Source organism: Allostigmatella hybrida (assembly GCF_020103775.1).
Taxonomy (GTDB): domain Bacteria; phylum Myxococcota; class Myxococcia; order Myxococcales; family Myxococcaceae; genus Hyalangium; species Hyalangium aurantiaca.
This window is the reverse complement of sequence record NZ_JAHXBH010000003.1, coordinates 1-26956: the sequence shown is the minus strand read 5'-3', so window position 1 is coordinate 26956 and position 26956 is coordinate 1. Positions and strand designations below refer to the sequence as shown.

The window sequence follows — 26956 nt, the reverse complement described above, 5'->3', positions numbered from 1 at the left end:
GTTGCGCGGGTGGTGAGCGTCCCGGAACGGCCGTACGTCCGCTACTGTGCGGCCCCCATGCTCACCCTCTTTGTCATCGCCACGCTTGCCCAGGTGCCGGTGCCCATCCCACCGCGCGAGCCTGAGCCCGCGGTCCTTCCCGGGCAGGCCCCGGCCTCTTCCCCCGAAGCGGGGGAGGCGCAGGAGCCCATCCCCCCGCTGCCGGTGGCCTCGTTGCCCCCCGCCACCCATGAGCTGTTCGAGCGCATCAAACGCCGGGTGGCCCAGGTGCGCATCATCGAGCGCCGCTCGGGCACGAAGTCCTCCATCGGCTCGGCCTTCTTCGTGAGCGCCGAGGGGCACGCCATCACCAACTACCATGTCGTCTCGGACATGGTGTTCCACCCGGAGGACTACACCGCCGAGCTGGTGCGGGATGGACAGCAGGCCCTGCCGGTGAAGCTGCTCGGCGTGGACGTGGTGCATGACCTGGCCGTCGTCCGGCTCGATCAGCCGATGGCGGACTTCTTCGTCCTGGAGGAGCGGCCCCCGCCGCAGGGCGCGCGCCTGTTCGCCATGGGCAACCCGCGCGACTTGGGCACCACCATCGTCGAGGGGACCTACAACGGGCTCGTCCAGGATGCCCTCTATGACCGGGTCCACTTCAGCGGCGCCATCAACCCGGGCATGAGCGGCGGGCCGACCCTCACGGGCGAGGGGCGGGTGGTGGGGGTGAACGTGGCCACCCTGGGCAACCAGGTGGGCTTCCTCGTCCCCGTGGAGCATGCCCGGGCGCTGCTGACGCGTGCCCGGCAGGCCCAGGACGCGGAGGGCCCCTCGCAGGATGCGCTGTTCAACTCGGTGCGCACCCAGCTCTTCGAGCACCAGCAGCGGGTCACCGACCACCTGATGGCAACGCCCCTGCCGCACCAGTCCCTGGGCAGCTACGAGGTTCCGGGCCGGTGGCTGCCCTTTCTCAAGTGCTGGGGGGACACGCCCCATGACGCCGAGCGGCCCTACTCGGTGACGAACTACCAGTGCTCCTCCGAGGAGGATCTGTTCCTCACCTCCGCGCACCGCACCGGCGTGGTCTCCTACGTGCACCAGTACGTCTCGTCCTCGAAGCTGGGCACCCTGCGCTTCGCCACGCTCTACGCGGAGATCTTCGCCTCGGATCCCATCCTGGTGGAGGCCACGCGCGACGATGTGACGAACTTCCGGTGCCGCTCGGAGTTCGTGGAATCCGGTGGGCTGACGCTGCGGGCCGCGCTGTGCCTGCGCGCCTACAAGAAGTTCCCGGGCATCTATGACTTGGTGCTCCGGGCCGCGGCGCTGCCCTCGGGCACGCAAGGAGTGGACAGCAGCCTGACCCTGGCAGGCTTCTCCCCGGAGAACGCCCAGCGGCTCGCCCGCCGTTACCTGGAGGCCATGACGTGGAAGCGGTAAGCCCCCTGGAGGCGCTGAACGAAGAGGTGCTCTTCCTGGAAGTCCTGGAGGGAGATGCTGTCCAGGCGCGCCACCGCCTGGAGCGCTTTCCCGCCACGGTGGGGCGGGGCTACACCAACGACGTCATCCTCGACGATCCCAAGGTCTCCACCCACCACCTGCGCATCGAGCGCACCGAGGAGGGCGGATTCCTGGTGCGGGATGTCGGCAGCCGCAACGGCACCTTCCGGATGGAGCCGTGGGCGCCGCTGGCCGAGCTGAGCCTCACCCCCGGGGCGCGCGTGGCGGTGGGGGACACGGTGCTGCGGTTCCGGGGCCTGAGCCACGCGGTGGAGGTCACCGCCGTGTCCGAGGCCCCCGTGGCGCCGCGCCAGCGCTTCTTCGAGCAGCCGCCGCTCTTCCTGGTGGCGCTCGTGGCGGCGCTCGTGGCCTCTGCCCTGTCCGAGTACCTGACGAGCTACGACAAGACGGACTGGGGCGAGCTCGTGTACGCCGTGTTGCTGCCCGCGGCGGTCTCCCTGTTCTGGGCAGGCGCCTGGTCCATCGCGAGCCGGATCGCCCGCCGCCAGTTCTACTTCCGCGCCCACGGCGCCATCGGAAGCCTGTCGCTGCTGGGATTCGTTTCTATCCCCGGCTTGCTCACTGTCCTGGGCTTCAGTTTCTCCCTGGGCCCAAGCATCGAGTGGCTGGGCTTGCTTGGCTACTTGGTGTTGATGGCGTGGGGGCTGTTCTGGCACATGCGGTATGTGACGCGCTGGGATTCACGGCGGTTGGGCGCGGTGGTGGGCGTGGTGGTGCTGGGGTTTGGCACGCTCGTCCAGGCGCAGGAGCTGCTGGGCAACGAGGGGTTCAGCACCCAGCTAGAGTTCTCGCGGACCCTGCTGCCATCATCGCTGAGGCTGGTGCCCGCCGAGACCGTGGAAGAGTTCTTCCAGGGGACGGCCGGACTCCAGGAGCAGGTGGATACCCTGGCGAAGGAAGAGTGAGTTGAGGACACCGATGAGCAACGCAGGCCCCCGATGGGGATGGCTGTATGTCGCGATGGCACTGGGGGCAGGCTGTGGTCCGATGGAGCCTTCGGCCGAAGCCGAGGCCCAGGCGCAGGACCTGGTGACGAGCGCACCGGGCTGGTGGACCTTCCAAGTGGAGGACATCAACCGCACGCGCTACGTGGAGGGGCCTCCCGTGGATGCGGGCCCCACCTGGAGCACCGCGGTGGGCAAGACCGTCTTCTTCGTCGCCGCGGATGCCCGCACGGGCACGGAGCTGTGGAAGAGCGACGGCACCCTCGCGGGCACCGTGCGGGTGAAAGACATCTTCCCGGGGCCCGGCAGCTCCAACCCCCAGAACCTGCTCGCGGTGGGAAACACGCTCTTCTTCACGGCCCGCGGGGCGACCTCCACGGGCACGGAGCTGTGGAAGAGCGATGGCACGGAAGCCGGCACGGTGATGGTGCGGGACATCGCGGCCGGGGCGGGTGACTCCGAGCCGCGCTTCCTCCAGCCCTTCGCCGGGGGCATCCTCTTCCAGGCCCAGGACGGCAAGACGGGCTACGAGCTGTGGAAGTCCAATGGAACGGCGGAAGGCACCCAGCTCATCCGCGAGCTCATCCCGGGGGAGCGGGGACTGCCGCTGATCCAGCCCCGCGCCATCGGCCGGGTGCTCTACTTCGGTGTTCCCGGTGCCAATGGCGCCACGGAGCTGTGGAAGACCGACGGCACCGCCTCCGGGACGGTGCGCGTGAAGGAGCTCCACCTCAGCCCGGACACCACGTTCGTTCCCGGGGTAGGCGAGACGTTCTACTTCCAGGCCTCGGATGGTGGGCACGGCGAGGAGCTGTGGAAGAGCGATGGCACGGAAGCCGGGACCGTGATGGTCAAGGATCTGCGCCCCGGCATCGAGGGAGCGGGCATCCGCGAGATGCTCTGGGTGAACGGACAGCTCTTCCTTCAGGCCGATGACGGAACCTCCGGGTCCGAACTCTGGAAGAGCGATGGGACCGAGGCCGGGACGGTGCGCGTGAAGGACCTCTTCCCTGGGTCGGCAAGCTCGCTGCCCATGGGATTCCGGGAGCTGAACGGCCAGCTCATCTTCAAGGCGGAGGACACAGCCGGGCGCACGGAGCTGTGGAAGAGCGATGGCACGGAGGCGGGCACGGTGAAGGTGCGGGCCGATGTGCCGGGGCCGTTGGACCGGAGCACGGACCACCGGGTCATCAACGGCACGCTGTTCTTCCGCGCGGCGGACCAGCAACTGTGGAAGAGCGATGGGACCCCGGCCGGAACGGTCCAGGTGAAGGCACTTCCCCTGGGGCCTGCCGCCGCGGACTTCACGGAGCTCAACGGCACCGCCCTCTTCAGCGTGAGCGCGGGCCTGGAGGCGCCTCAGCTCCAGTTGTGGAAGAGCGATGGAACCGGAGCGGGCACGGTCTTGGTGAAGGACTTCACCTCACTGCCGGAGACCCCCTCCCATCCCCGCTACCTGACGGAGGTGAATGGCACGGTCTTCTTCCAGGCGGATGACGGCGTCAGTGGCGCCGAGCTCTGGAAGAGCAACGCGCGCGTGCGCGGGACGTCCCGGGTGAAGGACCTGGCCCCAGGCGAGGCGAGCGGCAACCCGGAGGCGCTGGTCTCCTTCCAGGGACAGCTCTTCTTCAGCGCGTCCGATGGCAAGCAGGCGGGCCTGTGGAAGAGCGACGGCACGGACGCGGGCACCGTGCAGGTGAAGGACGTGCAGGTGTTCGTGGATCCTCGGGGCCGCAGCTCCCTGGTGGTGCGCGGTAGCGAGCTGTTCTTCTTCGGCCACCGGGCCGACGAGCCGCTGAGCCTCTGGAAGAGTGATGGCACCGAAGCAGGCACCGTGCCGGTGAAGGCGTTCGGTGCGGAGTCCGATCGCCTTGAGCCCGTGGGGCTGACGGTGGTGGGCACGCGCGTGTTCTTCACCGTCTGGGAGTCCGCCAGCGCCGGCCGCGAGCTGTGGAAGACTGACGGCACGGAAGCCGGCACCGTGCGCGTCAAGGACATCGCCCCGGGCGAGGCGAGCTCGGACCCCACCGCCCTGGTGGGGGTAGGCGACACGCTCTTCTTCGCCGCTCAGAATGAGCGCGACGGCCAGGAGCTGTGGAAGAGCGATGGCACGGAAGCCGGCACCGTGCGCGTCAAGGACATCGCCCCGGGAGATGCCAGCGCATACCCCTCGCAGCTCGTGGGCATGGGCGGCACGCTCTTCTTCTCGGCGAACGACGGCAACGGCCTGGCGCTCTGGAAGAGCGATGGCACGGAGCGCGGCACGGTGGAGGTGAAGGATCTCTTCGTGGGCTCTGGAGAGCCGGTGCTCAATGAGCTGACCGTGGTGGGCGACACGCTCTTCTTCGCGGGCTCGAACGGCCTCAATGGCATCGAGCTGTGGAAGAGCAACGGGACGAGCGCGGGCACGCTGCGCGTGAAGGACATCTCCCCGGGCCCTGGAGACTCGCTGCCCCAGGGGCTGCGCGCGGTGGGCAACCGGCTCTACTTCGCGGCCTCGGATGGCGAGAGCTCGCTGGAGCCCTGGACCAGCGATGGGTCGGAGGGCGGGACCCTGCGGATCGCGGACCTGGCCCCGGGCAATGACAGCTCCGAGCCCCAGGGCTTCACCGGCGCGGGGAACTTCGTGTTCTTCACGGCCCAGGTCGCCCCCTCGGGAACGGAACTCTGGGCCATCGGGGACAATGGCTTCCGGGACACGGTGGCGCCCAAGCTGACGTGCCCCACGGAGACCACGCGGGAGATCTCCGAAGGCACCTCCACGCTGGTGAATTACAGCGAGGCCCAGGCCGAGGACGAGTTCTCGGAGGTGAAGCTCACCTATACCAAGGCCCCGGGGTCCTCCTTTGACGTGGGCTCGACGCCGGTGAAGGTGACCGCGGAGGATGCCGCGGGGAACGTGGCCTCCTGCACGTTCTTCGTCACGGTGAAGGTGGCGGCCACCGAGCCTCCACCCGAGCCCGAGCCTGAGAAGCCGGAGAAGTCGGGCTGCACCGCCTCGCCGGGAAGCTTCCTGGGGTGGATGGCGCTGGCCCTGCTGCCGCTGCTGCGGCGGCGCCAATCGAATCTGTGATTGGCCGCGACGGAAATTCGAGGTGCGCTCTCCAAGGACGGACGCCAAGTCCTTGGAGTTCCTGAGGCTTCCGGCCAGCATGCCCCTTGCTTTCTGGCGGGGGCACCCGCTGTCACGAGGAAGACATGGCCTCATCCCGGAAATGGCTCGCTCCGCTGTTCACCGCCGCCCTGGCGCTCACACACTGCTCTGACTCCGGCACACCGGAAGGTCCCTTGCAGGAAACGCCCACGGGGGCTGCACCGGGAGAATTCATCTCCTCGGACAAGGAGCGGGTGGTGTCTCCCGAGGTGCAGGCCGGGGATCTCGCGGCGCTCGTCACCGGAAACACCGGCTTCGGGGCCTCCGTGTACCGGAAGATCGCGAAGCCGGGACAGAACCTCTTCTTCTCCCCGTTCAGCATCTCCCAGGTGCTGTCGATGGTGTACGTGGGCGCCCGCGGCGAGACCGAGACGGAGATGGCCCAGGCGCTTCACTTCTCGCTGCCCCAGGCCCGGCTGCATCCCGCCACCAATGCGCTCAACCTGAAGCTCGACGCGCAGGCGGAGGAGACGGTGGGCGGGGAGGGCACGCCGACCCAGTTCCGCCGGGTGAACGCCACCTGGAGCCAGAAGGGGATGACGTTCGTGCCCGCGTTCCTCGATGTGCTCGCCCTCCACTATGGAAATGGCGTGCACGTGGTGGACTTCTCCACCCAGGCTTCCGCCATCCGTGACGACATCAACGGGTGGGTCGCGGAGCAGACGGGGGACCGCATCCAGAATCTCCTCCCGGAAGACGCGGTGAACCGGAACACGCGGCTGCTGCTCGTCAACGCGCTCTACTTCAAGGGCGCCTGGCAGCAGCCGTTCAGCCCGAACTCGACCGGCAGCGCCCCGTTTCACCTGCTGGACGGAAGCACGCAAGCGGTCCAGATGATGCGCTCCCGCATGAACGTCGATTACCTGCGCGGGGAGGGCTTCGAGGCGGTGGGCCTGCCGTTCATGAAGGGCACCTACCGCATGCTGTTCATCGTCCCCAATGCGGGGCGGTTCGCGGAGGTGGAATCCCGGCTCTCGGCGGACTTCCTCTCGAATGTCCGGGGGAATCTGGTGCGCAAGGACGTGAGCTTCAGCCTGCCACGGTTCCAGGTCGAGCAGTCGTTCTCCCTGGCCGAGACGCTGAAGGAGCTGGGAATGGCCCAGGCGTTCACGGAGTGGGCCGATTTCTCGGGCCTGACGCAGCAGGAGAAGCTGGCCATCGCGCGCGTCGAGCACAAGGCCTTCGTGTCCGTGGACGAGAAGGGCGCCGAGGCTGCGGCGGCCACGGCCGTCATCGTGGCGCCTCCCTCTGTCCCCGAGCCGCTCACCGTGGACCGCCCCTTCCTCTTCCTCATCGAGGATGAGGAGACGAAGACCGTGCTCTTCCTGGGCCGCTTCGTGAAGCCCTAGGCAGACCGTGAACCAGGCGGGCACCGTCCTCTACCTGGTCCTGCTGGCCCTCCTGCTGGGAGGAATGCTGTCCATCGTCCTCTTCACGCTGCGGACGGGCATCTCTCCCATGCCCACCTCGGGCCGGGTGCGCCGGGAGCTGCTGGCGCTCCTTCCCGAGGGCCTGGAGGGGACGGTGCTGGAGCTTGGCTCCGGGTGGGGGACGCTGGCCTTCGCGCTGGCGGATGCGTGCCCCCAGGCCCAGGTGGTGGGCTTCGAGCTGTCACCACTGCCCTATGCCTTCGGCCGGTTGCGCCAGTGGCTGGCCCCCCGCCGCAACCTCCGGCTCGTGCGCCGGGACTTCTTTCACGCGTCCTTCGCGGAGGCCTCGCTCGTGGTCTGCTACCTCTTTCCCGAGGCCATGCGGCGCCTGGCGCCCAAGCTGACCCAGGAGCTGCCCCGGGGCGCCTTCATCCTCAGCCACACGTTCGCGCTGAGAGGCTGGACGCCCCGCCGCACCGCCGTGACCGCGGATCTCTACCGCACGCCGGTCTACCTCTACGCGGCGCCTGGCACGTCACCCCAGGGGGCTTCGCCAGGCCTGCCTCAGCATGTTGAGGAGCAGGTCCCCGAATGACCAGCCGATGGCGCGGGCCGCGAGACACGTGAGGCTGTCCTGCTGTTCGCGCCCGGGCCGTCCCGCCCCGGTCATGTTCGGCTTCATGTTCAGATCGAAGAGCTGAAACTGCCCCAGCGCATCTCCCCGGCAATCGATGCGGATCGGCGCCCGCGCGCCCACCAACGCCGCCGCGCGGATGCAATCCTGAATCATCGCCTGCACCGGCGGCTCCGCTTGCCGGGAGGTCTCCAGCGCCTCGCTGTTGTTCACCACGGCGACGATGCCGTTGTAAGGGGCCACGCCGCCGTGGTGGTTGAAGCGGCGGACGGGCGGCAAGGCCCAGTGCCGCGGCTGGTGAACCGCCTCCCCCCGAAGGAGGTAATGGCCCGGGGGCATGACCGTCAGGGTGAGTTCCTCTCCCGCGAGGAACTGCTCGACGATCGCGGTGTCCCCATACAGAGGAACCTCGGGGGCACCGTCCACCCGGGCCGCGAACAGCCCGTGGGCCGCCTGGAGCAGGCCGGGGAAGTTCTCGACCCGCACGACGCCCTGGCTGCCACGTCCCCGGACGGGCTTGAGGATGAGCGGAAAGCGCAGCCCGCGGGCGGTCAGGTCCTGCTCGCCCAGCCGGTCCAGGGCCAGTGCCCCGGTACGGGGCGTGGCGCTCACCAACAACGAAGTGGCCACGCGGCATCCGGCCCGGCGCAGGGTCTCATTGGTGGCCCACTTGTCGTCGAAGGTCTCCGTGAGGCGGGGAAGCTGGCCGACGATCCACGTGTCGCGCATGGCGCGCTCCACGGGGTGGCCCTGAAAGAGCACCGTGTTGGCCCAGAGCAGCCGCGCGCCCTGAGAGCGGGCGGCGGCAATCCCCGCTTCATCCTCGGCGAAGACCCAGTCCTGGTGCGTGTTCACGTCGGGTTGGACCCGGGGTGTGAGCACGGGCACGCCCTGCTGGCGCAGCACGTAGGCGATGTCGGCCCCGCTGTCGGCGTAGCCGCCCGGCTTCATGGGCTTGCGGAGCCCGTCCCTCAGCGGGGGAGGGAGCACTTGGTAGAGAACGGCGACGGGCTGTCCGTCCTCCAAGGCGGTCAGATGTTCAAAGGTGCTCATGTCCAAGATTGAGCGTCGTATCACCAGGGTTGAGGAAGAGACGATACCGGCCCTGACTCAACCATGTCCCACATCGACTTCGAGACGCTCTTCAAGCACTCCCCCAATCCGTACATGGTACTGGATCGCGAGTTCCGGTACGTCACGGCCAACGAGGCCTACCTGCGGCTCACCGCGAGCCGCCTTGAAGAGCTGCGGGGCCGCAATATCTTCGAGGCCTTCCCGCACGATCCCGAAAACCGTGACAACCAGAACGCCCGTCAGCTTCGAGATTCCTTTGTCCGCGTCCTGACCCAGCGGGTCCCGGACTTCCTGGCGGTGATCCTCTACCGGGTGCCCAAGGAGGTGGATGGCAGGACGGTCATCGAGGAGCGCTACTGGAGCGCGACCCACACCCCGCTGTTCGATGCCTCGGGGGAGGTGGCCTACATCCTCCAGCACACCATGGACATCACGGAACTCCAGCAGCTCAAGCAGGCCGTCAAGGTCTCGCAGGAGCCTCGCTCGACGCAGATGGAGGCCAACGTCCTGCTTCGGGCGCAGGCTGTCCAAGAAGCCAACCGGATGCTGGACGAGGATCGCCGCCACCTGCTCCGGCTGTTCGGGCAAGCCCCTGGCTTCATGGCGTTCCTGCGGGGACAGCATCACGTGTTCGAGATGGCGAACGCCGCGTATCTTCAGGTGGTCGGCCACCGGGACATCACCGGAAAGACCGTCCGGGACGCGCTTCCCGAGCTCGTGGGGCAGGGCTACTACGAGCTGCTCGACCGGGTGTTCGCCTCGGGAGAGCCCTTCGTGGGCCGGGCCATGGAGCTGCACGTGCAGCGGCACCCCGGGGCGCCCTTGGAGCAGGCGTGGGTCGATTTCGTGTACCAGCCCATCCGCGACGCCGACGGGACCGTCTCGGGGATCTTCGTCCAGGGCCACGACATCACCGAGCAGAAGCGCGCCCAGGACGAGCTGCGCAGGTACCGGGAGCACCTGGAAGAGCTGGTTCAGGAGCGCACCCGCGAGCTGGCACAGAGCGAGGCGGAACGACAGAAGACCGAGGCCGCGCTGCGCCAGGCCCAGAAGATGGAGGCGGTCGGCAAGCTCACCGGCGGGGTGGCCCACGACTTCAACAACCTGCTCCAGGTCATCAGCGGCAACCTCCAGCTCCTGTACCGGGATGTGACGGGCAACGAGCGGGCCCAGCGGCGCGTGCAGACCGCCATCGGCGCGGTGGACCGGGGGGCCCGGCTGGCCTCCCAGTTGCTCGCCTTCGCGCGGCGGCAGCCGCTCGAGCCCAAGGTGCTCCACCTGGGCCGGTTGGTGCGCAGCATGGACGAGCTGCTGCGGCGCGCCCTCGGTGAGAGCATCGAGCTGGAAACGGTCGTCGGCGGGGGGCTGTGGAACACCCTGGTGGATCCCAACCAGCTCGAGAACGTCCTCTTGAACCTGGCCATCAACGCCCGGGATGCCATGGAAGGGGAGGGCAAGCTCACCATCGAGGCGGGCAACGCCATGCTGGATGACCACTACGCCCTGCTGCATCCGGATGTGACGCCGGGCCAGTACGTAGTCCTCGCCGTCTCGGACACGGGCTGCGGCATGTCCCCCGAGATCCTGGAGCGGGCCTTCGAGCCGTTCTTCACCACCAAGACGGAGGGGCGCGGCACGGGCCTCGGGCTGAGCATGGTGTATGGCTTCGTCAAGCAGACCGGGGGCCACATCAAGATCTACAGCGAGGTCGGCCACGGGACGACGATCCGCATCTACCTGCCGCGCACGCTCCAGGCCGAGGTGAGTCTGCCGGAGATCGTCACCGGCCCCATCGAGGGCGGCTCCGAGACGATCCTGGTGGTCGAGGACGACGCGGAGGTGCGCACCACCGTGGTGGAGCTGCTGACGGAGCTGGGCTACCGCGTGCTCAAGGCCAACGATGGCCAGATGGCGCTGGCGGTCCTCCAGAGCGGGATGCCCATCGATCTGGTGTTCACGGACGTGGTGATGCCCGGCCCGGTGCGCAGCCCCGAGCTGGCCCGGCAGGCCAAGGCGCTCTTCCCGAACATCCAGGTGCTGTTCACCTCGGGCTACACGGAGAACGCCATCGTCCACGGCGGACGGCTGGACCCAGGCGTCAGCCTGCTGAGCAAGCCCTACCGGAAGGAGGATCTCGCCCGGAAGCTGCGCCAGATGTTCCGGCAGCCCCCGCTGGTGGCGCCCACCCCAGCCGCCTCCCCCCAGGCGAAGGCGTCCCATCGCGTGCTGCTCGTGGAGGATGACGAGGCCATCCGGTCCTCCGCGCTGGAGCTGCTGGATGGGCTGGGGCACCGCGTGCTGGCCGTCGAGAGCGCGGAGCAAGCCCGCGAGATGCTCGCCACGGACCACTTCGACATCCTGTTCACGGATGTGAGCCTGCCAGGCCAGTCCGGCGTGGATCTGGCCCGGGAGGCGGTTCACCGCGCCCCGGGCCTGAAGGTCATCATCGCCTCGGGGTACGGCATGTCCCTGACGCCCGAGCAGGAGACCGGGATGGGCCGCGCCGTGCTGCTGCCCAAGCCGTATGACCTGGCCGGGATTGGCCGGGCGCTGGCCCAGCTCGACGGCGCGGACGCCCCGGCCGCGGGCTAATAGACGTTGTACTTGGCCCGCAGCTGCTCGTGCTCCTGGGCGTTGCGCGAGGGGCGGAGCTTCCGCTGCGCGTCGTGCAGGTAGTACCAGTACTCGCTGGCCTGGGGGCGGAGCGCCGCGAGGAGCGAGTCCACGGTGGGCGCGCCGATGGGGCCCGGGGGCAGCCCGGGGCGGGTGCGGGTGTTCCAGGCGTCCGTGTTGTCGCGCAGCTTCTTCAGGAACTCCTTGCGATCGTTCCACTCCACGAGCTCGTAGCGGCTCGTGGCATCGACGCCCAGGGGAAAGCCCTTGTCGATGCGCTTCCAGAGAATCCCCGCCACCAGGGGCCGCTGCTCCGGCAGGGGCTCCTCGCGCTCCAGCATGGAGGCCATCACGACGATGTCGTGCAGGCTGCGCTTGCCCGCTTCGATCTCGGTCTTGTGCACGTCATAGAAGCGCACCCCGAAGGTGTTGAGCTGCCGCTGGATGAAGTCGTGCACGTTGAACCCCTCGGGCACCACCCCGTAGGTCTCCGGGTAGAGGTAGCCCTCCAGGGTGCGCGTGGGCAGCGGGAACGAGGCCTGGAAGCGCGCGGGGCGGCTCGCCGCGGCGATGTACTCGCCCGCCTTGATGAGCCCCTTGGCGGTGAGCGCCTCGTCAGTGTCCCGCAGCCGCCACCCTTCGATCATGACGAACGGGATGTCCTCGGGGAGCGGGGGGCTCTCCAGCACGTTGGCGATCTCCACGATGGGCATGGAGGCGCGGAGCTTGAAGCGGCCGGCCTTCAGCGCCAGGCCCCCGCGCCGCCAGAGGTGGTAGCGCCACAGCCGCGGATCATCGATGAAGCCCTGCGCCTGGAGTTCCGGACCGAGCGCCCGGGCCGTCGTCCCTTTCTTCACCACGAAGACGACCTCGGGCGCGCCGCTGGCGAGCTTCGGCGTCTTCGTCCCACGCTCCGCCCACAGGTACGCACCCGCGACGGCGGCAACCCCCAGGACGGCGAGCCCAAGAACCACGATGAGGAGCTTCTTCATTCGCCGGAAGCTACCAAAGCTCCGCCAGGGCGGGCGCACCGTCATGCCTCCCCGTGTCCTCCCCAGGAAGGCGCCGGCCATCCACCTCTTGACTCCCGGTACGGCCTCCAGGCATCATGATTTCGATTTTGATTATCGATATCGATTCCTGGAGGTCCCATGTCCGCCACCGCCCTGCTGCGAATCCCCACCGCGTTCACCTCGGGGGTTGAGACTCCCACCGCCCCGGTCCGGGAGGCAGAGCCCCCCCGGCTGCCCTTGTCCAAGCGCCTGGAGGAGGGGACGGCGGCGCCTCGCCGGGAAGCCGAGCAGACGCTGTTCATGAAGGGGTTGTTCCGGGGAGCGTGGGGCACGGGCGTCTACGGCCAGTTCGTCCGCGGCCGCCACTACATCACCTACCTCCAGTGCCTGCTGGAGGTGTACGAGGCGCTGGAAGAGGCGCTGGAGTCCCAGCGCACGCACGCGGCGGTGGGCGGCTTCGTCTTCCCCGAGCTGTGGCGCTCCCACGCCATCCAGGAGGACCTGACGTGCTTCCTGGGCGAGGACTGGCGGGACACGCCGAGGCCGCTGCACCTCACCACCCCCCACGTGACGCGCATCCAGGAACTGGTGGAGGAGGCCCCCCACCTGCTCGTGGCGCATGCCTATGTGCGGTACATCCGCGACATCCTGTCGGGGCCCATGCTGGGCAACATGGTGGCGCGGGCGTTCGATCTCACCGACGGGGAGGGGATTGCCCTGTACCAGTCGGTGGGGCCGAGCTCGCTGGAGATCTTCCAGCGCCGGGTGAGCCGCAACATGGACGCGCTCAACCTCTCCGATGACCAGATGCGCGAGGTGGTCCAGGAAGCGCGGCTCGCCTTCCGGATGGAGATCCAGCTCTCCGACGCGCTGTCGCGGGGGGCCCTCGGCATGAGGAGCCCCGATCTGGGCCGGTAGCTCAGTACGGATAGAGCTCCGAGGCCGCCTGCGCGTCACAGGACGTCACGGCGGCCGCACACGCGGTGGGTTGGGAGTACATGATCGAGTTGCAGTCCCAGTGGTGGTTGAGGCCGAGGCTGTGCCCGATTTCGTGGATGGTGACAGTCTTCGTGTGGTGCGCGCCCGCGCGGTACGTCTCATTGAGCTGGATGGTGCTCTTGGTCATGCAGGTGCCCGACCAGTTGTTGTACGCGTACCCGTACCAGCCGTTGTAGCCATACGCGGCCGCGTAGACCATGACGTCGGAGGCGCCGCTGGCACGCCAGTGGAGGTACAAGCTGTTCGAGACGTTCGTGTACATCCACGCATTCATGGAGTCGCCGACGGGCCAGTTCGGGCCCGTGAGGTCCGTGAAGGTGATGTTCGCGGGCCTGCGGCACCACTTGTAGCCAAAGAGGGGAATCCCGCACCAGCTCTGGGCGGACGGCCCCTGGGGCTCTTCCTTCAACTGGGGCACCGGGCGTGACTCGGGGCTCACGTACGCGACGGTCCGCGCGCGGGCCGCGACCTGTTCGAGCAGCGCGTCGACCGGCTGTCCCACGTGCGCTTCAATTGCGGAGGCATGCTGCGGCACGCTCGCGCCCTGGACGAGGTTGCCCTCCACGAGGATCCGGCCCCGGGGGCCGCCCGTCACGGCGTAGAGGCCCGCCGTGGCGCTCGCGGCCAGGGGCTGGGTGCCGCCTTGCGGCGTGAGGAAGAGGACCGACTGCTCGCCCACCTTCGGCAGCGGCTGGTCCTCCGGCGCGAGCGTGCAGCCGTCGGCGAGCAGGCCGCCCGGGAAGATGACGTCCACGGTGGCGCCCTGCGCGAGCGTGCCGCCCGAGCTCGTTTTGAGGCCCTGCGAGGAGCGCGCCAGGCCGCCAATCCGCACCGTCGCGATGGTCACCGGCAGATCGTTATAGAGGCCGCTCGCCTCTCCGGTGGGCTGTCCCTCCAACTTGGACTGCGCATAGGCACGGACGACGTCGTAGCGCGTGGACTCCACCCGGCCGTTGATGACCAGCGCGGAGTGGTCGGTCAGCTCCTCGACGGAATCCTCTTCGAGAATCCAGTCGACGGTCAGCGCGTGAGACGTTCCCTCGGCGTGCGTGTGGGAGGGCACCGGCGTCCCAGGGACCCACGCCGCCACGTGAGCGTCGTCCGGGGTGATGGCGAGCGCCTCATCGCCTTCGGTCTTGGCACATCCCACCACACCCAAGAGCGCCAACGGCACGGCCCAGGAACGCATGTAGCTCTTCGTCATGATTGTCTCCGAGGGGAAACGCTGCGGTATTTCCCCTTGGACGAGAAATGGGGAATTTCGTCCCACCCGGGAAGTCCGAATTCGAGATCCGTCAGTCCGTCATGAGCTGACGCAGGCTGACATCGAGCTGGCTGCTCACGAGGCGCAGCATGCTGTCCAGCTCGTCGGGGGTGAGCCCCAACCGCGCTGTCAGCTCCTCGCGGGTGAGCACCAGCAACCGTTCCCGGGCCTGGGCAATCCAGCGCGCCACGGTGGAGCGGGGTGCTTGGTAGGTGGCGCCCACCGAGTCCATGGACAGGCCGTGCACGTGGTGCAACCGCAGCAGGTTGCGCTCCCGGGCATCCAGCCGGCCCAGCGCGGCGCGGAAGGCCACGCGGAAGTCGGCCTGGTGCCGCTCGCGGATGAAGGCCAGCTCGGGGTCCGCGCTCAGCCGCTCCGCCAGCTCTACAGGGGCCTCCCCCACGGGCTGCTCGCGCGGTGCGGCGCGCTGCTGATCGATGTGGAGCCGCAGCACCACCGCCCGCACCCACTGTCCCAGCGGCCCGCGCCCGGAATAGGAGGCCAGCTTCGGCGGCGCCCCGTCCACCGGAACGAGCAGCCGCTGGCGCAACACCTGCCGCAGCTCGTCCACCGCGGAGGGCGCCTCGCGGGGCAGCCATGTCCCCACCTGCGACAGCACATGCGCGTCGAGTGCCTCGAGCGCCCGCGCATCCCCCCGCGCACAGGCGAAGGCGAGGAAGAGCTCCCCCGCGCGCAGGCTCGCGAGCACCTCACCGGCCTCGCCCGTGGAGGGAAGCCGCCCGGCCACGTGTGCCAGAAAGGCCTCCGCGTCCATGGGCACCTGGGGCCACGCCTCGCGTGCCTCCCGCACCAAGCCCGCGAGCGCTTCCTCCAGGCCTGCATGGGCCCGCAGCGCTGGGGCGAGCGCGCGCGGCGCCCGCAGCAGGAAGGACTCGGTTTGCTCGGACGCCACGAAGCAACTCTATCAGCGAGCCCACCCAGGCGGGCGGGAGTGAAACACGGCGCCCGGCTCAAGAGGGGCCGTGCGTGGACAGCCAGGCCTGCACCTCGCGCGCCTGGGACGCGTAGGTGGGCGCGCTACGGGCATAGGCCTGCTGGGCCTCCCGCGCCAGGGCGAGCGCCCGGGGACGCTCGCCTCTCGATGGCCAGAGGACGCGGGCGAGGGCGAAGAGCGACCGGGCCCGATCGGAAGGAGCCAGCTCTATCCGCAAGGAGAGCGCCACCGCCCGCTCCAACGGCGCGCGGGCCTCGTGCAGTTGGCCACCCTTCACCAGCGCCTCCCCCAGCAGCCCGAGCGTCTGCACCACCCGGGGGTGCTCCGCCCCGAGCGCCTGCTCGCGCACCTCCAGCGAACGCCGCAGGTGGACGAGCGCCGGGCCCACCCGGCCCAGGCGCAGCTCCACGTGGCCCAGGCTGTACAGCGCGCTGGCCACCTTCGGGTGGCGGGGGCCCAACGTGGACTCCCACAGCGCGCGCGCCGCCTCGAAATGGGTGCGCGCCTCCTTCAGGCGGCCCGCGTCCATGGCCACCCAGCCCAGGTTGTTGCGCGACACGGCCACGTCCGGGTGCTGGGAGCCGAGCAGCGCCTCCTGGATCGCGAGCGCCTCGCGGTAGGCCGTCTCCGCCTGTGCGAGTTGTCCCAGGTCTGTCTGAACGTTGCCCAGGCTCAGCAGCACGTTGGCGACCCGCAGCCGTCCCCCGTCCCCGCTCTTGCGCAGGCTCGCCAGGGCGCGCTCATAGTGGGGCAGCGCTTCCGTGAGCTGGCCCTGCCGCGAGAGCGCGTCGCCCAGGTTCACCCGGATCATGTTGGTGCTGGCGTGCTCCGGCCCCAGGAGGCGCTCGCCCAGCGCGAGGGCCTCGCCGTAGCGTGCCACCGCCTCGGCCACCTTGCCCTGGAGCCGCAGCGCGGTGGCCACGTTGTTGAGGTGCGCGGCACGCAGCGGGTGCTCGAGGCCATACACCGCCTCCACCAGTGCCAGGGCACGCGCATGGTGCTGCTCCGCCTCGGCGTAGCGCCCCAGGCCGTTGAGCGCCAGGCCCATGCCGATGAGCGTGTCGGCGAGCGCCACATCCCGCGGCCCGCGTGCCTTCTCCAGCAGGGTGAGGGACTGGCTGGCGTCGGTGAGCGCCCGCGCATAGTCGCCCTGCCGGTAACTGAGGCTGCTGCGGACACGGTGCAGCTCCGCGGCCACCTCCAGGGAGGCCTCGGGCCCGAGCCGCTCCAGGGCCGCCTCCGCCATGCGGGCGGTGCGCTCGGCCTCCTTGGTCAGGCCCATGCCCTCGGTTTCGGTATAGAGGAGGCGGTTCCACGCGCGCGCGGCCGTCTCGTCGTCGTGCCCAGCCTCCGCGACGCGTACGGCCTCCTCCAGTGCCTCGCGTGCCGGCACGAAGCTCCCGGCGGTGCCCCTCAGCTCCCCCAGCAGCAGCAGGGCCCGCGCCAGCGTGGGCCGGTGCCCCAGCCCGCGCAGCGCCGCCACCACGGTCTCCAGCCGGGGCAGCGCGCGTTCATGGAGCCCCGCCGCGCCCTGCACGCGCAGTCCGTCCAGCTCCCGGCCCAGCGCCGCCAGCTCCTCCCGGGCCTCCGGGGAGGGGGGCAACGGGTCCACGCGGGCAAGGGCGTCCCGGTCCGCGCACGCCGCCAGGGAGGGGAGCTGCCGCGCGGCCTCGGGTGCCCGGGTGAGCGCCTCGCGGTCGCCTGCTTCCAGCAACTCCACCAGGACGCTCAGCGCCTGGCGCCTGCCATCCAGGCACGCGGCGCGCAGATCCATCAGCTGTTCGGACTGTGAGTGCCGCACGCGTGTGTCCTCGCAGGACTGACGCTCCTGGGCCACCAGCGCCTGGGCATAGGCGTCCAGTGCCCGCGCGGTGGAAGCGAAGGCGTCCCCGGGCGCCGGCAGCGAGCCCCGAAGGAAGCGCTGCTCAAGCTGGGCCCGGCGCGCTGCGTCCCAGATGCCCTCCAGCCGGGGCTCCAGACCGGTACACACCCGCGCGGCGTTCCCCAGGGCCAGCGCGAAGCCCACGGCGGCGCTCGCCACCACCCCCAGGGCCAGCGCCGCGGCGGCCTGGCGCCTGCGGTGCGCGCGGGGGCCCGACTCGAGCCGGGCCAGCAACGCGTCCAGGGAAGGGTGGCGCGAGGCCGGCTGAGCGGCCAGGCCTCGCAGGACGGCGTCACGCACGGCACCGGGCACGCGCGAGCCCCGGGGCGGCGGCGTCACCCGCCCTTCGCGCAAGGCCTGGATGCGCTCTGCCGGCGTCTCCCCGGCGAAAGGCCGCTGGCCGAAGAGGCCCTCGTACAGCGCGACGCAGAAGCTGAACTGGTCGCTGTGCGCGGACGCGCGTTGACCCTCCCACTGCTCCGGAGACATGTACGCGGGGGTGCCCTGCCGAACGCCGGAGAGGGTGCCGCCTTCCTTCGGCGGGTCACCCGGGGTGGGGCCGTCCCCGGTCTCCGGCGGAGGGGGGCCCAGGCGCACGAGGCCGAAGTCGGTGACGCGCACCTGGCCATCGTCTCCCAGCAGTATGTTGTCCGGCTTGAAGTCGCGGTGCACCAGCCCCACCGCGTGCGCGGCCGCCAGGCCTTGACCTGCCTGGAGGAAGCGCACGAGCACCTCGCGCCACGGCCGAGGCGCCTCCGCCAGCCAGTGGCGCAGCGTCCGCCCTCGCACCAGCTCCATGGCAAGGAAGACGGTGTCGCCATCCGAACCCACGTCATGAACGATGACGACATGGGGGTGGGAGAGCCGCGCCAGGGCCTGGGCCTCGCGCACCAGCCGGCCGCGCGCCTCCGCATCGGCGACCACGCCGGGCTTGAGCAGCTTGAGCGCCACCTCCCGGTCCAGGTTCGGGTCATACGCGGCGAAGACCACCCCCATGCCCCCTTCGCCCACGCGGCGCAGCAGCACATAACGCCCCACGCGCATTCCAGGCTGAGGAGGTGCACCCGGCCCGGGCAGCGCCGGGGGCTCCTCGGCTGGAGGCTCCTGCGCCTTGAGTCCCGCCACCACCGTGCAGCACGCCGCGCACCGGTCCAGGTGGGCCTCCAGCCGCGCCACGGCGTCCACGGACAGGCGCCCTTGCTCCCACTCCAGCAGCTCGTTCTCGTCAGGGCACGGGGGCATGGAAAGAGTCCCAAGGCTGCATCGCCCGGAAAAGATAACCCAGCGAAATCCCTGGATGAAGCTAGGGTCATGGGATGACGTCGCAGCAGAGATTTGAGGACCCAGGGCAGTCCATTTACGACTTCATGGACGAGATCCTGGTCGTGTGCCCCAGGTGCAACGGCTGCGCGCGTACGTTCCGCATCGACTCAAGCAGCAAGGACTGGTTCGCGCCTCGTCGCCTCGTATGCGCGAGCTGTGGACACACCAAGGATTGGGCAAAGCGAGAGATCGCGCGGCAGTGGCAGGGTGAGCCAAGGGACGATTACTTTGAACTTCCGCTCTGGCTTCAGGCTCCCTGCGCTGGAGAGACGCTCTGGGCTTACAATCGCGGCCACCTTGCGTTCATTGAATCGTTCGTGAGGGCAAAACACCGGGAACGGACTCGCGATCCACAGTACGGCTGGAAGAACAGCAGTCTCGCCAGCCGGGTCCCGAAGTGGATTCAGCTCGCCAAGAACAGAGCGGCACTCCTTCAGGCAATGACAAAGCTCAAGGAAAAGCTTCCTTTGGAGTGCGAAACTCGAACTTAGCGTCAACGCTACGCCGGCGTGGGCGGTCCGAACCACTGGGTGAGCGCGTCACGCAGCCCCAAATCCGTGCCGTCTCCCACCCACGCGACATGGCCATCGGGCCGGACCAGAACGGCCGAGGGCGCAGCGACCGCACCGAGCACCGGGAGTTCCCACGCGCCTGTGTATCGGGCATCGACCCGCCGAACCCGCTCCGCCCACGCAGTGATGTCGAAGGCGCCCGGCTCGCCGAGGTTGAGGAAGACCGGCCGGACTTCGTGCAGTAGCGAGAACACGCGCTTCGGGCCGCTCTCCGTGCTCAGCTCAAGGTCGGGCATGCGACGCCCGAGCAGCGGGTGCCCCGCACCGAGGCCGTAGTGGACGTCGAGGCCGGACATCATGGCGGCGTACTGCTTGCGAGGCTGCTCCATCTTCAGCAGCTCGGCCATGTTCTCGCGTAGGGCCTCGGTGCGATCGTCGCCGCGGCCGAGCGCGATCTGAGCCATCGTCAGGCGGAGCACGCGGGCACCGATGGGGTGCCGCTCGGCGTGGTAGGTGTCGAGGAGGGTCTCTGGCGAGAGGCCCTTCACCACCTGCGCGAGCTTCCAGCCGAGATTCACGGCGTCCTGCACGCCGATGTTGAGGCCCTGTCCGCCCGTGGGGGCATGCACGTGCGCCGCGTCGCCGGCAAGGAGCACCCGTCGCTCCCGGTAGGACGCCGCCTGCCGAGCCATGTCGGAGAATCGGGAGAGCCAGGTCGGATTGCGAACACCGAAGTCGGTCCCGTAGACCGCAATCAGCGCCGCGCGCAGCTCACCCAGGGTCGGCTCGGTTCTGTTGACGGCCTGCGGCTCGACCAGCACGACGCCGGCGCGCTTCCCGTCGTCGATCTTGCCGATGGCGTTGACGCCCTTCTCTCCACGGCGGATGCCCCACGCGGGCTCCTCGGTCATCTCGACCTCGGCGATGAGGAAGCTGGTCGACGCGTCCCAGCCGGGGAACTCGATCCCGGCCTTCTTGCGAATCAGGCTCCGGCCTCCGTCGCACCCGACGAGGTACGTCGCCCGGAGCGAGGTGCCGTCCGACAGCTCGACGTCGACGCCGGTGTCGTCCTGCGCGAACCCCGTCACCTCACGCCCTCGATAGAACGTCACCGGCAGCTCGGCGACCCACTCGGCCATGATGCGCTCGATGCGAGCCTGCCTGAGCGCGAGCCCGTAGTTGTGGCGCGTAGGGAAGTCGCTGATGTCGAGCGGGATGAACGAGAAGCCCGCGACCTGCATGATCTGCCCCTGCGAGAGAAAGCGCTCGGCGACGCCCCGCTGATCGAACACCTCGATCGTGCGGGCGTGCAGGCCGCCAGCGCGTGACCCGGGAAGCTCCTGGTTCACGCGACGCTCGACGACGGCGACGTCGATTCCCGCCAACGCCAACTCAGCTGCCAGCATCAGGCCCGTTGGGCCGCCTCCGGCGATCAGCACTGCAGGGTTGTTCGTGGCCACACTGCGTCCGGATTCGTTGTGCATGGGTTCCTCCGCGCCCGCTGGTTTTCGTGTGCGGCCGGCGTCTATGCCTCACAGAGGGGGGGCTGGTGGCAATCCCCCGGCCGTGGCGACGTGGCTGTCGAGAAAGTGCCGCACGACGGTGTAGTACGTTGTTCCCTATGCGCGCCACAATCACCGAAGACCCAGGAGCGACAGTCGTGCGGAGCGTGTGCCCGCACAACTGCCCGGACACCTGTTCCATGCTGACCACGGTCAAGGCTGGCCGAGCTGTCGAGGTACGAGGCAATCCCGACCATCCGACGACTCAGGGCTTCCTCTGCGCGAAGGTCTCTCGGTACCTGGAGCGTACCTATCATGCCGGCCGCGTGCTCCACCCGATGCGCCGCGTGGGCGCGAAAGGTGAGGGGCGCTTCGAGCCGATCTCCTGGAAGGAGGCGCTCGACGAGATCGCGCGCCGGTTCAAGGAGATCATCGCGGAGTGGGGGGCGCAGGCAATCCTGCCGTACTCATTCAGCGGCACGCTCGGGCTCCTGCACGGCAGTTCGATGGATCGACGGTTCTTCCACAAGCTCGGCGCCTCGCTCCTCGATCGCACGATCTGCGGCTCCGCCGGCATGGCCGGCATGGCCTACAGTCTGGGGAGTTCCATGGGCATGGATACAGAGTGCTTCGAGGGAGCACGCACGATCCTCCTGTGGGGCACCAACACGCTGACCTCGAACCCCCACCTCTGGCCGTTCGTCACTGCGGCGCGCAAGAGAGGGGCGAGGGTGATAGCGATTGATCCTCGGAGGACGCGAACCGCGGAGCAGTGCGATGAGCATATCGCGCTGCTGCCGGGGACTGACGCGGCGCTGGCGCTCGGGATGATGCACGTCATCTTCCGTGACGGCCTAGGCGACGAGGATTATATGGACCGATACTGCGTGGGCCGGACCGAGCTGGCAGAGCGCGCCGCCGAGTACCCGCCTGAGCGTGTGGCGGCCATCTGCGGGCTCCCAGCGGCGTCGGTCGAGGCCCTCGCGGTTGAATACGCGACGTGCAAGCCTGCAGCCATCCGCCTGAATTTCGGGATGCAGCGACACGCCGGCGGAGGGATGGCGGTGCGCGCCATCTCGTGCTTGCCAGCGGTGACCGGCGCATGGCGCTCCGCCTCTGGCGGTGTCCAGCTATGGACCTACGAAACTTACCCGGTCAATCATGCCGCGTTGCAGCGTTTTGAGCTGATCCCGCCCGGTACCCGCACTCTCAACATGGTCGAGCTTGGGCGGAGCCTCACGGAGGTCACCGGCCCACCCGTCAAGGCCCTCTTTGTCTACAATTCGAATCCAGCCAGTGTGGCTCCCGACTTGGAGCGCGTCAAGGCCGGGCTCCGGCGCGAGGATCTCTTCACGGTCGTTCACGAGCAGTTCCACACGGACACGGCCAACTTCGCGGATCTCCTCCTGCCGGCGACCACGCAGCTTGAGCACGTGGATCTGCACATCGGTTACGGTCACCTGTATGTCATGTGGAACGCGGCGGCAATCGCGCCGCTCGGCGAGGCCGTCCCGAATACGGAACTCTTCCGGAGGCTCGCGGCGCACATGGGCTTCAGCGACCCATGCTTCCAGGACAGTGACGAGTCCATGGCGCGGCAGGCGCTGCAAAGCGAGCACCCATGGCTCGCGGGGATCACACTCGAGCGCGTTCAAGCCGAGGGAGCGGTGCGCCTGAATGTTCCGGCGCCGTTCGCGCCGTACGCCCAAGGAGGCTTCTCGACGCCCTCCGGCAAGTGCGAGCTCTTCTCCGCGAGGATGGCCCGCGACGGCCATGACCCGCTGCCGGCATGGACTCCCCCACGGGAGAGCAGCGCGTCGAGCCCTGAGCTCTTTGCACGTTATCCGCTGGCGCTGATCTCACCGCCCGGTCATTACTTCTTGAACAGCACGTTTAGCAATGTGCTGACGCGCTTCGAGAAGGGCCCGCACCTGGAGATCCACCCCATCGACGCGGCGGCGCGCTCGATCATCAACGGCCAGAGGGTACGTATCCGGAACGATCGCGGCGCGTTCCTGGCCGATGCCGTCGTGACGGAGAGGGCTCGGCCGGGGGTAGTCGTCGCTCCGTCGCTCTGGTTGAGCTCGCTCACACCTGATGGGCGGAACGTGAACCACACGACTTCGCAGGCGGTGACCGACATGGGCGGCGGGGCGACGTTCTACGACAACCTCGTGGAGGTCGAGGGAGCGGGCTGAGCGGGGAGTTACCAGGGACGAGGGGCCGAGCTGGAGCTGTCCGACGCGCGATCCTCCATCGGCTCTCGCTGTTGGGCCGTGCTGAATATGCTCCAGCGGAGAACCGGAGCCTTGACCCGCAGCACCTTGCTTGATTGAAAAGCCGTGGCCATGCGTTCGCGAACTTGCAGCGCCCCCCTGCTCCTGCTCCTGCTCTCGGCCTGCGCCACGATGGATCCGAGCCTGGGAGAGCTGGAGGACCCGAGCCCCCCGCGTCCGAGATTCGCAAACCTTCAGCGGGCGGCGCAGTACCCGTGGACGGATGATGGGAAATGCGTGGTGCGAGAAGCCTCCAACGAGTGGCCAATCCTTGCGGAGCGGTGCTTTCATGCTCTCGATCGCGACAGGGTCAGGTTCAGGAATGTCACCAAAAGATGCGCTGTCGCCTACGCGGATGCAGCCGCTCCCGCAGTCGTGGCCCTCTGTGTTTTTGCGGCACCCGAAATCGTCGGCGGCGCAGTGATTGTTATTGGCGCGGTGGTGGTGGCAGCCGCCATCCAAGAGGGGATTGATGCTTATCAACGGAACGCATCCCGCGAGCGCACGAAGCCCAAGGCTCAAACGCAGCCCGCGCAGGAACCGTTAGCGAACCGAACGCCAAAGCCAAAGGGGTCGAACATCGGAGACATCTTCCCCCCACCGCCAGAAACCACTCCGCGCCGTCCGTCGTGCGAGCCCATCCCGGTGCGGCACGCGGGCGAAGATGTCCCGCATAACGAGTGCGCCGATAAGTTTCCGCCCAACCGTTATCCCGGCATGGACGTATTCGTGGGCGGTGAGCGCTTCGATGCGCTGCAAGTCGGCGTACGTGTGCTGTGGGAGATCAAGACCCACCGATTTGACACCTACCCTGACTTTATCCAGGAGCGGGAGATCGATAAGGAGGTGGCGCAATTGATCGAGGAACTCGCCGCTGCGCGGGCCTGTGGATACGACTTCGTCGTTGGGGTGAGCACGCGAGCGCACAGACTCGCGCTGATCGCCCGGATTCCCACCCTCCATGTCGTTGTCACGGGATGCACACGATGAGCATACCTAGAGTCCTCGTCTTCATCGTCTACGCGCCTGCGCTCGTGGGCAAAGACGGCCGCGCGCTCGATGTCATCCATGGGATGGAAAAGGCCCTTCCCGGTTTGCGCCTAGCGTGGAGGATCTCCGAAAGCGGGCGCCCCATCGCCTTGCCGCAGCGCGACGCGTGGCTCATAGAAAGGATTAAGGACGGGAGAATCCCTCTTCTGTGCAACGGGGACGAGAGTTACCCCGTGACGGTTTCGGGGAGACAGAGTCCAGCACTCCTCAGCCCGGGCGGTCAGCCGCAACTCGACGTTCATGCGAAGTTGCCACTGGACGAGGCTGTTATCTCGGCAGCGGCGGCCATGCTCGAGGCCATGGCGGAGGGGGCGCGCGCGTTCTGGGGGCATGCGTCACGGTATAGTTACGGCGCGGAAGTCTCGGAGCAGTTTCGTCGCTCGCCTCATGGACCGGAGCGCTCACCCCGAGGACTTCCCATGCTCCATCTTCCAGAAAACCTCCCCGCGCCTGAGATTCCCTGTTTCCTCGGGTGGTTGAACTATTGGTCTGCTGCTGCCGCGCAGGCCATCGGGTTCCCGGACCCGGCCCGCGACGCCGAACTGCTCACGCGGGCGCGGCGCACGCCGTCGGGCGGATGGGTTGTGAAGCTCACGGATGCGCCGCTCGATTATGACAACCCCGCCCACCTGGACGCGCTCAATCGGGCCTACGAGCGCTTCCCGGTGATCGGCGGGCGCGACTCTCCACGCTGAAGGAGGCTGCCGCGCGTCTTCTGGCACACTCCACCTGCCCCAAGCAGGCACTGTCGGACGCGCTCTGCACCCGGGCCGAGCTGGACGCGGCGACGATGGCGCCGCGCAGCCCATTCCGCCGCCGTGTAACCGCCCGGAACGACTTGGAATCGATATCCCGCCGCGTCCCACGTAGTCCCGCCCCGTTGCTCCAGAACGCCCTGAATGGTGGAGGGCTATCCCGTCTGCTGGGGTGGGGCCGGCCTACGGCGTCTCACCGGGCTTCCGGCTGGCGATGGCGGGCACCTTCGACATCTCGTCGAAGGCGCCATCCTTCACTGCCTTCTCCGCAGCGCCCATGATCACCTGCTTGTAGTTCGACTTCGCCGTGATCGAGTCGGTCAGCAACAGCAACCGATCTTGGGAGCCCTTGATGTGTCGCGGCCACGCGACTCCTCCTTCGGTTGGGCTGGGATCACCACGGTGCGCGAAGCGGACGACGTACTCCAGCACCTGGCTGGCGAAGGCGCGGTCGGCATCTGTGAAGACCGCTTGCGTAGGAGGGCAGCGGTCGCAGGTGCCCAGGAAGTACGACACGTCCCCGCCATGGGGCACACCATTCGGCTGCTGCCCCGTCAGCCCCTTGGCAACGTAGGCGAATTCGTACCTCCACGTGTGATTGCTGCCATTGGCGGATGCGCTGTGGAGGTCTCCGAAGTACTTGGGCGTGATCCCGAAGACGAAGTCCAGGACCACACGCCGGGCCAACTCGGTGTCATTGGCCCCCGAGTAGAGGAGTTTGACCGAGAGGTACAGGCCCTTGTCCTTCAGGAGTTGGATGATCGTTGCCGCGTCCATGTCGAACGCCGCCGCGACGCTGGCGTCATCGCTCGTGCTGCCCATGATGAGCGGCAGCCGCTGCTCCTCATGATCCTCGAACGTAGCCCGCAGGCTCTTGGGCAGCACCGCGTCTCCGACGATGGGGCTGGGGGCATTGAAGGTCCCAGGGGAGTGCAGCCAGAACTCATCCCCGGGCACCTTGCGCAGCTCCTCCAGGGTGAATTGCTCCTTCAGCAGCCCCACCGCCACCAGGTCATGCGTGAACTGCTCACCGCTGGCCCTGGCCTTCTCCATCGACGTCTCGTTGAGCACGTACACGCTCTGCGCGATGCCTCGGTGGAACAGGTTCTTGCCCCGGTTCAGCGGCGAGCAGAAGTGCGACAGCACGCTCTTGCCGCCCGCGGACTGGCCCACCAGGGTGACGTTGCCCGGGTCCCCGCCGAACTGCGCGATGTTGTCCTGCACCCACTCCAGGACCATCATCTGATCCATCAGGCCGAAGTTGGCCTCGGCCTGGGGTGCGCCGTCCTTGTCCAGGAGGGGATGAGCGAAGAACCCCAGTTGCCCCACGCGATAGTTGAAGGTGACGAGCACCACGTCCTTCTGGGCCATGGGAATGCCGTTGTAGGGCGGAACGCAGCCGGTCCCCACCACGAAGGCGCCGCCGAAGATCCACACAATGACAGGCTTCTTCGCCGTCTCGTTCAGGGTGGGCGTCCAAACGTTGAGGAAAAGGCAGTCCTCGCTCATGATGCCAGGATCCCCGCCGCCACCCTCGATGCAGCCCTGTTGCGACTGGAGCGGCGACGCGCCGTACTCGAAGGCCTCCAGGGGCTTCTCCCCCAACGACTGCTTGCGCACGGGCGGGCTCCACCGGAGGCTGTCCACCGGAGGCTCGGCGTAGGGGATACCCTTGAAGACGAAGATGCCCTCGTCGATCTTCCCCACTACCCGCCCTTCCTTTGTCTCTACTTCCTGCGTGATGCCTTCAGCCATGGACGTCTTCCTTTCGAAAAGCGATTGGTCTTCACTTGGAGAGAGCTACACCAACACGGGCACCACCGACGGAAAGGTCGATTGTCGCCCAATGGGTTTGAGTGGCGACGCTCGGGTTGGATCTCCATTCAGGTCGCAGCTTCATTTTCCTGGTCTCTCACACCCCGAGAGCCGCAAGTTCTTGTGACCAGTTCCCACGTTGCAGAAACCAGAACCGCCGCGAGGCAAAGCGCGAGGCCACCAGCAGGCTCCGCTGCGACACCAGCCCTATCTCCGTCCCCGGTGTGAACGATCCGGACTAGCCCGGATCGATCACGGGTAGAGGGAACACCGCGTAGCGACCGACCGATAAGTGGAGAGTTCTCAAGGCTTTCC

At 68.3% G+C, this 26956-nt stretch carries 17 protein-coding genes; 10 read left to right on the top strand and 7 right to left on the bottom strand.

Going from position 1 to position 26956, the window contains the following annotated elements; all coding sequences use genetic code 11:
• The first annotated feature begins 57 nt into the window (after nucleotides 1–57).
• The 5 genes from KY661_RS07200 to KY661_RS07180 all read left to right on the top strand — a co-directional run bounded on the left by KY661_RS07200 (nucleotide 58) and on the right by KY661_RS07180 (nucleotide 7569).
• The gene (locus KY661_RS07200; RefSeq protein ID WP_225409514.1) at nucleotides 58–1425 is read left to right on the top strand and encodes a S1 family peptidase; all 1368 of its coding nucleotides are present in this window, start codon (nucleotides 58–60) and stop codon (nucleotides 1423–1425) included.
• A complete protein-coding gene (locus KY661_RS07195) occupies nucleotides 1413–2411 on the top strand; it encodes an FHA domain-containing protein (protein ID WP_225409513.1) in 999 nt (332 codons plus the stop codon). Before KY661_RS07200 ends, KY661_RS07195 begins: the two co-directional genes overlap by 13 nt.
• An 82-nt stretch (nucleotides 2412–2493) precedes the next feature.
• Nucleotides 2494–5523 (top strand): ELWxxDGT repeat protein, encoded by a 3030-nt coding sequence (locus KY661_RS07190; protein WP_225409512.1) that lies wholly within the window; start codon nucleotides 2494–2496, stop codon nucleotides 5521–5523.
• A 215-nt stretch (nucleotides 5524–5738) separates the two neighbouring features.
• Nucleotides 5739–6953, top strand: coding sequence for a serpin family protein (locus KY661_RS07185; protein ID WP_225409511.1), 1215 nt, complete (start codon nucleotides 5739–5741; stop codon nucleotides 6951–6953).
• 7 nt (nucleotides 6954–6960) lie between these two features.
• Nucleotides 6961–7569: a class I SAM-dependent methyltransferase gene (locus KY661_RS07180; protein WP_225409510.1), complete on the top strand. Its 609-nt coding sequence runs from the start codon at nucleotides 6961–6963 to the stop codon at nucleotides 7567–7569.
• Here KY661_RS07180 and KY661_RS07175 read toward each other — a convergent pair.
• Nucleotides 7510–8661, bottom strand: coding sequence for a D-alanine--D-alanine ligase family protein (locus tag KY661_RS07175; RefSeq protein WP_225409509.1), 1152 nt, complete (start codon nucleotides 8659–8661; stop codon nucleotides 7510–7512). The genes KY661_RS07180 and KY661_RS07175 overlap by 60 nt on opposite strands.
• Before the next feature lie 63 nt (nucleotides 8662–8724).
• Here KY661_RS07175 and KY661_RS07170 point away from each other — a divergent pair, with 63 nt between their 5' ends.
• Nucleotides 8725–11274 (top strand): response regulator, encoded by a 2550-nt coding sequence (locus KY661_RS07170; protein ID WP_225409508.1) that lies wholly within the window; start codon nucleotides 8725–8727, stop codon nucleotides 11272–11274.
• On the opposite strand, the gene mltG is transcribed toward KY661_RS07170, so the two are convergent.
• Complete coding sequence (gene mltG / locus KY661_RS07165; RefSeq protein ID WP_225409507.1) at nucleotides 11271–12287, bottom strand: endolytic transglycosylase MltG; 1017 nt, start codon at nucleotides 12285–12287, stop codon at nucleotides 11271–11273. The genes KY661_RS07170 and mltG overlap by 4 nt on opposite strands.
• Before the next feature lie 159 nt (nucleotides 12288–12446).
• Between mltG and KY661_RS07160 the strand changes: the two genes are divergently transcribed.
• Nucleotides 12447–13226: a biliverdin-producing heme oxygenase gene (locus KY661_RS07160; protein WP_225409506.1), complete on the top strand. Its 780-nt coding sequence runs from the start codon at nucleotides 12447–12449 to the stop codon at nucleotides 13224–13226.
• Nucleotide 13227: 1 nt separating this feature from the next.
• On the opposite strand, the gene KY661_RS07155 is transcribed toward KY661_RS07160, so the two are convergent.
• The 4 genes from KY661_RS07155 to KY661_RS07140 form a co-directional block, all read right to left on the bottom strand.
• The gene (locus KY661_RS07155; RefSeq protein ID WP_225409505.1) at nucleotides 13228–14511 is read right to left on the bottom strand and encodes a matrixin family metalloprotease; all 1284 of its coding nucleotides are present in this window, start codon (nucleotides 14509–14511) and stop codon (nucleotides 13228–13230) included.
• 91 nt (nucleotides 14512–14602) lie between these two features.
• The gene (locus KY661_RS07150) at nucleotides 14603–15484 is read right to left on the bottom strand and encodes a sigma-70 family RNA polymerase sigma factor (RefSeq protein WP_225409504.1); all 882 of its coding nucleotides are present in this window, start codon (nucleotides 15482–15484) and stop codon (nucleotides 14603–14605) included.
• Nucleotides 15485–15542: 58 nt separating this feature from the next.
• Nucleotides 15543–18650, bottom strand: coding sequence for a serine/threonine-protein kinase (locus KY661_RS07145; RefSeq protein ID WP_225409503.1), 3108 nt, complete (start codon nucleotides 18648–18650; stop codon nucleotides 15543–15545).
• Between the two features lie 580 nt (nucleotides 18651–19230).
• Nucleotides 19231–20727 (bottom strand): FAD-dependent monooxygenase, encoded by a 1497-nt coding sequence (locus KY661_RS07140; RefSeq protein ID WP_225409502.1) that lies wholly within the window; start codon nucleotides 20725–20727, stop codon nucleotides 19231–19233.
• Between the two features lie 137 nt (nucleotides 20728–20864).
• Here KY661_RS07140 and KY661_RS07135 point away from each other — a divergent pair, with 137 nt between their 5' ends.
• From KY661_RS07135 to KY661_RS07125, 3 genes are all read left to right on the top strand, one after another.
• Nucleotides 20865–22943: a molybdopterin-containing oxidoreductase family protein gene (locus tag KY661_RS07135; protein ID WP_225409501.1), complete on the top strand. Its 2079-nt coding sequence runs from the start codon at nucleotides 20865–20867 to the stop codon at nucleotides 22941–22943.
• A 150-nt stretch (nucleotides 22944–23093) separates the two neighbouring features.
• Nucleotides 23094–24011, top strand: coding sequence for a DUF6310 domain-containing protein (locus KY661_RS07130; RefSeq protein WP_225409790.1), 918 nt, complete (start codon nucleotides 23094–23096; stop codon nucleotides 24009–24011).
• Nucleotides 24008–24766, top strand: coding sequence for a DUF5953 family protein (locus KY661_RS07125; RefSeq protein WP_225409500.1), 759 nt, complete (start codon nucleotides 24008–24010; stop codon nucleotides 24764–24766). The genes KY661_RS07130 and KY661_RS07125 overlap by 4 nt, the downstream gene beginning before the upstream one ends.
• A 243-nt stretch (nucleotides 24767–25009) precedes the next feature.
• On the opposite strand, the gene KY661_RS07120 is transcribed toward KY661_RS07125, so the two are convergent.
• Nucleotides 25010–26581: a carboxylesterase/lipase family protein gene (locus KY661_RS07120; protein WP_225409499.1), complete on the bottom strand. Its 1572-nt coding sequence runs from the start codon at nucleotides 26579–26581 to the stop codon at nucleotides 25010–25012.
• Between the last annotated feature and the right edge of the window lie 375 nt (nucleotides 26582–26956).

Excerpts from the sequence above, each read along its gene's own strand:
- KY661_RS07190 (WP_225409512.1), top strand. The coding sequence starts at position 2,494 with ATGGAGCCTTCGGCCGAAGCCGAGGCCCAGGCGCAGGACCTGGTGACG.
- KY661_RS07120 (WP_225409499.1), bottom strand. The coding sequence starts at position 26,581 with ATGGCTGAAGGCATCACGCAGGAAGTAGAGACAAAGGAAGGGCGGGTA.
- KY661_RS07145 (WP_225409503.1), bottom strand. The coding sequence starts at position 18,650 with ATGCCCCCGTGCCCTGACGAGAACGAGCTGCTGGAGTGGGAGCAAGGG.
- KY661_RS07175 (WP_225409509.1), bottom strand. The coding sequence starts at position 8,661 with ATGAGCACCTTTGAACATCTGACCGCCTTGGAGGACGGACAGCCCGTC.
- KY661_RS07125 (WP_225409500.1), top strand. The coding sequence starts at position 24,008 with ATGAGCATACCTAGAGTCCTCGTCTTCATCGTCTACGCGCCTGCGCTC.
- mltG (WP_225409507.1), bottom strand. The coding sequence starts at position 12,287 with ATGAAGAAGCTCCTCATCGTGGTTCTTGGGCTCGCCGTCCTGGGGGTT.
- KY661_RS07140 (WP_225409502.1), bottom strand. The coding sequence starts at position 20,727 with ATGCACAACGAATCCGGACGCAGTGTGGCCACGAACAACCCTGCAGTG.
- KY661_RS07170 (WP_225409508.1), top strand. The coding sequence starts at position 8,725 with ATGTCCCACATCGACTTCGAGACGCTCTTCAAGCACTCCCCCAATCCG.
- KY661_RS07160 (WP_225409506.1), top strand. The coding sequence starts at position 12,447 with ATGTCCGCCACCGCCCTGCTGCGAATCCCCACCGCGTTCACCTCGGGG.
- KY661_RS07135 (WP_225409501.1), top strand. The coding sequence starts at position 20,865 with ATGCGCGCCACAATCACCGAAGACCCAGGAGCGACAGTCGTGCGGAGC.
- KY661_RS07130 (WP_225409790.1), top strand. The coding sequence starts at position 23,094 with ATGCGTTCGCGAACTTGCAGCGCCCCCCTGCTCCTGCTCCTGCTCTCG.
- KY661_RS07155 (WP_225409505.1), bottom strand. The coding sequence starts at position 14,511 with ATGACGAAGAGCTACATGCGTTCCTGGGCCGTGCCGTTGGCGCTCTTG.
- KY661_RS07200 (WP_225409514.1), top strand. The coding sequence starts at position 58 with ATGCTCACCCTCTTTGTCATCGCCACGCTTGCCCAGGTGCCGGTGCCC.